At 33.7% G+C, this 6613-nt stretch carries 3 protein-coding genes; 2 read left to right on the top strand and 1 reads right to left on the bottom strand.

Going from position 1 to position 6613, the window contains the following annotated elements:
- Positions 1–396: 396 nt before the first annotated feature.
- Complete coding sequence (locus tag ACTXGU_RS18865; protein WP_443483076.1) at positions 397–2673, top strand: SH3 domain-containing protein; 2277 nt, start codon at positions 397–399, stop codon at positions 2671–2673.
- Positions 2674–3488: 815 nt separating this feature from the next.
- Here the strand turns inward: ACTXGU_RS18865 and ACTXGU_RS18860 are convergent.
- A complete protein-coding gene (locus ACTXGU_RS18860) occupies positions 3489–4610 on the bottom strand; it encodes an NAD(P)/FAD-dependent oxidoreductase (RefSeq protein ID WP_443483075.1) in 1122 nt (373 codons plus the stop codon).
- Positions 4611–5151: 541 nt separating this feature from the next.
- Here ACTXGU_RS18860 and ACTXGU_RS18855 point away from each other — a divergent pair.
- A complete protein-coding gene (locus tag ACTXGU_RS18855; RefSeq protein ID WP_443483074.1) occupies positions 5152–6417 on the top strand; it encodes a coiled-coil domain-containing protein in 1266 nt (421 codons plus the stop codon).
- Positions 6418–6613: the final 196 nt, after the last annotated feature.

Raw genomic sequence — 6613 nt, 5'->3', positions numbered from 1 at the left:
CGCACAGCGCTGAGGAGGCTCCCGGACCGCCCGCGGAAAGCGAACGCCTGAAGCGGAAATCAACAGGCAAGTTTAACAGAGTCTAAAAAAAGTAAAAATAAAAGGATCCGTTTCTTTAAATAAGCAACGGGTCTTTTTTTTGTAAACTTCTTAATATATTTGAAAAGAAAATTAAATATTTACATAAAGATTCTTTTTTTATAATGGTAGAAAGTGTTTTTGTAAAATCTTTCGATATTATTACTCATTCATATTAACCTTTTGTGAACAAAAATATGACAATAGTATGATATACGATGAAGATATTTGGTAATAGTATAGGTATTAATTAATGGTAAATTCATCGATTTTTTTATACATAAAATAGAATATAGTTTGATTAAGGGAGAGATAAAATTGAAAAAGGTCGTTATACCAGGAGTTTTCTTAACTGCATTATCTGCACCTTTTCTCGTTCATGAAGTGCATGCAGATTCAATAAAAGGCAAAGAAATAAAAAAATATGTAAATGTAGACAAAAACTCTACTCTTCATGTTAGAAAAGGACCTTCCACTTCTACAGAAATAATCACTAATTTGAAAAATGGAGACGAAGTATTCGTCACTACTGAAACAAACGGTTGGGCAAAGATTTCTATTAACGGAAAAACAGGATATGTTGCATCAAATTACTTACGTACAACAAGGAGTACTGAGAATCAACAAACAGCTAAAAGCGTTAAAACAGCACCGGTAAAGCCAAAAATCAAATACGTAAATGTCAACAAAGGATCTAGTTTAAATTTACGTACGAAACCATCTGAAAATTCATCAATTATTGTTAAACTCGCAAAAGGGGTTTCTGTTACTGTTTATTCGGAAGCAAATGGATGGGCAAAAGTAAAGGTTTATGGAAAAGAGGGCTATGTTTCATCTAACTATTTGGCAAACTCAAAAACATCCACAGCTGATTCAACACCAATTAAACAAAGTTCAAGCAATAAGACAGAAATAAAATATGTCAATGTAGTGGGGAAGTCTTCTTTAAATTTACGCAGCAGCGGGACAACTACAAGTGAAATTTTGGCAAAGCTAACAAGAGGAATGAAAGTGGAGGTTTATTCACAGTCAAATGGTTGGGCGAAAATAAAGGTAAATAATAGGGTCGGTTATGTAAGTGCGGATTTTCTAACAACTGCTAAGATAAATAATGATTCCTCCTCTAATGCAGGGAACGAAAACAGTTTAGAGGATAAAAAAGAAAAAAAAATTGCAACTAAATATGTGAATGTCAGCAAAAACTCATCATTAAATGTAAGAAAAGAGCCATCAACTAGTGCAGCTATTATGAAAAAGCTTTCTAATAAAACAAAAGTTGATGTACTATCTGAAGCAAATGGATGGACCAAAATTAACGTTGAAAATGCAATAGGATATGTTAGTACAAGCTTTCTAACTAATAAAAAAGCCAATTCTGATCTTAATAATAATACAAATATAAATCAGGCGGCTGAATCGAATAATAGTCAGAACACAGACGTAAATACAATTACAAAATATGTAAATATATATAAAGGATCTAGTTTGAATATGCGTGAAAAACCATCCACTTCTGGAAAAATTATAAACAAGCTGGAATCAGGTGTAGTTGTTATCGTTTATTCTGAAGAAGATGGCTGGGCAAAAGTTTCTGTAAATGGGAAATTGGGATATGTAAGTGCACAATACATATCAGAGGGATCAGAAAAAAATCCTGAACCAAGCAATAAAACAGTAAATACAATTTATCAACATTACGACATGACACTTGAGGATATGACAACCATTCAAATGGGAGTGAATCCTCAAACAGATAAAAAATATAATACGTACATAAGAGAAGATGGGCTTGTGTTTAAAACTGCTGATGCTACAAAAGGAACTGTAATCGGAAATGGATGGAGATTAAGAGGGGGAGCAGGGACAGAATACTGGGTGACCAATAATGTAAAAAGTGGCGATCAATTAAATGTTGTAGCAAAAGTAAAAGGATCAGACGGCTATTATTGGTATCAAGTTAAAAATAATCAATCATGGGTAAGTGCAAGTAAGGAAGATACAAGCTATTATATTAACCCACAAAATTTTGTGGCAAATAATATACATGCGATGCAGTTTCTGAAATTATCGGAAGCGGCAAAGATTCATGAGGAAGAGGTAAATGAAAATATACTAGCTGGTAAAGGAATTCTTTCTGGCAAAGCATCATCATTTGTGACAGCTGCAAATGCATACGGTATTAATGAAATATATCTTATTTCTCACGCTTTACTTGAAACAGGTAACGGGACCTCTACACTCGCTAGTGGTGTAAGCTATAATGGAAAAACCGTTTATAATATGTACGGAATCGGAGCTTATGATGGTAATGCTATAACAAGTGGAGCGGAATATGCCTATAATTCAGGATGGTTTACACCAGAAGCGGCCATTATTGGTGGGGCAAAATTTATTGCTCAAGGATATATCAATTCAGGTCAAGATACACTTTACAAAATGAGATGGAATCCCACTGCTGCAGTTAACAAAGGGGTGGCAACACATCAATATGCATCAGATATCGGTTGGGCTACGAAGCAAGTGAATCAAATATACAATTTATATAATTTATTAAACTCTTATACGATAAATGTTGAAGTACCAGTGTATAAATAGAAGTTATCATGTAATATGTTTTAAAAATTTTACTTATTGTTTTAAATAATAGCTTCTAATCAGTGCAATAGGACGGCTATTTTCATTGTAAAATAGTCGTTCATTTATCTATATTTCTTGTAATAACTTATTGCAAAACGTTATGATATAATATCTGGCGTTTATTATCATGATCAATCACCTTTTTTTATGTTGATGCTGATTAACTTCAAGAGATTGCAATAATCTTGCACGTAATCTTTTTTTATTTGTTAATCTTATTCTATTTTTTAATAAAATGCGTGTAAATAGCCATATAAGTACAATGACAACTACAGTTAGTACAAGTTTTATCATTAGACGTCCCTCTTCCTAGAAATAATTTCTCCCATGCACCTTTATCATACTATATCTGTACGGTTTGTGTTATTTTTCTTTTGCAATAAACACCAAATATGGAAATAAACTAGTTTAATAAAATAGAAAGGCTGTTTTCGTATAGATTGTTGCTTTTAAACTTGCAGCCTGAATACACTTCGTCCGTTTAGCGAGCGTCGAATCTCCTCGTCGCAGATGCTCCTGTGGGGTCCCGTCTTTCTCACATTCCCTCAGGAGTCTACGTGTATTCCGTCTGCTGAGCACTTCTTCACCCATTTTTTTACGTAAAAAAACAACAAACTTTGAGAAAACAGCCATAGAAAAAAAGAGCTGTGCAACAACCCATGAGAATAGACTAATGAGTTTTGCACAGGCTCGCAGGATGTGAGTCAATCGACGAAGACATAAGGCCGTGGCGTAGTTAGTAGATTTTTCCTCTTTTGCTCTTTTCTGATCGGTTATTTTTTTAAAATACAGTCGTCTACTGAATAATCGTCAAAGTTAATATCTGGTGTTATTTGTAATACATATTTAGCAAGCTGCTGGCCAATAAATGGCCCCATTGTTAATCCAGATGCCCCTAAACCGTTGGCAATAAGCATTCCTTCATAATCGTTTACTCTACCGAATACTGGCAGGAAATCAGCAGTAAATGGACGAAAGCCAACTTTTGCTTCCAGAAAAGTACTGTTTAATAAACCAGGTGCATACTGTAATGCTTTATCAAACACTTCCTTTATGCCGCCAACTGTTAATCGACAATCAAAATCGGTATTGTTTTCATGTGTTGCACCAATAACTAGACGGTTATTATCTAGTGAAAGTATATATTGATCATGGGGTGGCATTACTACCGGCCAGCTGCTACAGTCTGTGTCTGGTAATTGCAAATGGATAATTTGTCCTTTTTGTTCCTGTATTTGAAAGGAAAGCTGTAAAGGTTGTAATAATTCATTAGCCCAAGCCCCAGCAGTTATGATTGTTTCATCTGCTAATATCGTTTTTTCCTCTGTTTGAACACCTATAATTTTTTTTCCTTCGAAAAGTAGTGAAGCGTTTGCTTTCAAAAATGTCGCACCTAGTTTTTCACAGGTGCGAATAAGCGCGTTGCGAAGGGCCAATCCGTCTACTCTAGCTGCACCGCTGACATAAACGGCTCCATAGCCATCTGCAAGTGGGGGGAATAAGTTTTGTACTTCATTCGGAGATAATATGTTAACATCACCGATTTCAGGTGCTGTTTCTTTTCTTTTTATCGTCCGATCCAGCATCGCTTCTAATTTATGGTGATCAGAATGAAGGCTTAATGCGCCAACTTTTGCATATCCTGTTGAGAATTCTCCATACTCTGCTAAATCCTCTATTAATCTAGGATAATACTTCGCACCTTCACTTGCTAATAAATACCATCTTTTATTTCTACGCTGTGATATCCAAGGGCAAATAATTCCTGCAGCAGCAGCTGTTGCTCTTCCAGCATCTTCTCTGTCTATAATGGTTACATCTGCTCCATTTTTAGCTAATTCATATGCGGTGGAAGCACCTAATATACCACCACCGACTACAATTATTTTTTTCATTATTTTATACATCCTAACATAAGTAATCGTTTTTTTTATTAGTCCTAAATAAGTCAATGGAGTTCTATTATATCTTAAATACAAATTTCTACAAAATGTCGAATAATGCAGAAAAAAGTATATTACGGTTTGTAGTAAAATAGCTTTGTAATAATTATATTTTATCCGCTGATGTTTGTTTATAACAAAGGTTACAACAAATTAATACGGGGTAAATGGTAAATAAAACGCTTTCCAACTTATGAAAAGGCTATCAATAGGGATTTGAACAAATTGTGAATAGTTAACGAAAATAACAATTTGAAATATAACTGTAATATTCTTATTACTTAAATGACAAATTATGATGTTATACTTCTATTTGTGACAAAAGTTGATAGTTACAAAGCATCATTTGAAAAGATGAATTGGTCCTATTAATAAAATATGTTATAGTATATAAAGTCTTTTCACTACATAATTACTACATAATAATTTACATATACATATATAAAGTGATCGATAGATAAAGAGATATTTAGAAGGTTCAGGAGGAAATGAAATGTTGAAAAAGAAGTTAATAGTATTAAACACCACTATTTTGCTTGGACTTGGCAGCAGCTTTGTCTTCCCGGCAAATAATGCGAGTGCATCGAAACAATCAGATATTTCACAACAACGGACAGCATTACAATCACAAATATCTGATGCGGAAATTAAAATAGTCGAAGCACAGGAAAAATTAACAGCATTAAATGAACAAATTAAACGAGTGGATAAAGCAGTAGAAGAAAACACGCAGCTTATTAATGAAACAAAAGATAAAATTGCTGCAACAAAAAAAGAAATTGCTGATTTAGAAACGGAAATAAAAGATTTACAAGAAAGAATTGAAAAAAGAAATCAAATATTAAAAGATAGAGCCCGAACTTTCCAAGAAAATGGCGGAAGTGTCGATTATATTGACGTTTTATTAGGAGCGGCAAGTTTTAAAGACTTTGTAGGCCGAGTTGGTGCGGTTGCAACTATTATGGAAGCAGATCAAGATTTAATTGCAAGCAATGAAGCAGATAAAAAAGACTTGGAAGAAAAACAAAACAAAGTGCAGGAAAAACTAGCAGGTCTAAATGATATGAAACTTGATTTAGAAGAAATGCAAAAGCAAATCCTTGCACAAAAAGAACAAAACGAAAAGTCTAAAAAAGAATTAAAGCAAAAAGAACAAGAAAATAAACAGCTAAAAGCTCAATTAGAACAGAAAGACAGCTCGCTTGCTTCGAAAGAAAGTGCCATTAAAGCAATGCTTGCAGAGAAAAAGCAAGCTGAATTAAATACATTAGTTAGCTCAACAGTAGGAGCAAACACTTCAAGTAATAAAACAAAAAGCTCTATTGACAGCAGTGATAATAATGCAGCTGTTAATACTAGCAATGTAAGTGCTGGCGGCGGTAAATCGTCTGTTATTACAGCTGGATATAAATATATTGGAAACTCAACTTATAAATTTGGAGGAGGCAGAACAGCTTCAGATATTGCAAATGGGTTATTTGACTGCTCTGGTTTCGTTCATTGGGCATACGCTCAAGCTGGCTACAATATTGGTTCTAGTACAGATGCACTAAAAAATCAAGGTACAAGAGTTTCTGCAAGTGATATGCAGCCAGGAGATTTAGTATTTTTTGATACTTACAAACAAGATGGACATGTTGGAATCTACGTAGGTGGAGGGAAATTCATCGGTTCACAAAGCTCTACAGGTGTTGCCATCGCTTCTATGACAAGCGGTTATTGGCAAGGAGTATTTAATGGAAGAGTAGTAAGATTTTAATTCTTTACATCTTATTTTTATAGAAGCATTACCTAAAATAATGTATAAATTAGGTAATGCTTTTTATTATGATTATTAATAGTATATCCACAATAAAAATAAATATGCATATGTTTATGAATTTTTTTAGTGGAAATACTGTATGTAACCTGCTTAGAGGAAAATAAGCTAATTTAAGAAAATCTATTGCTTTATT

The sequence above is a fragment of the Niallia sp. 01092 genome, from assembly GCF_052318935.1.
GTDB lineage: Bacteria > Bacillota > Bacilli > Bacillales > Cytobacillaceae > Niallia.
This window is presented reverse-complemented; position numbering and strand designations above follow the sequence as displayed.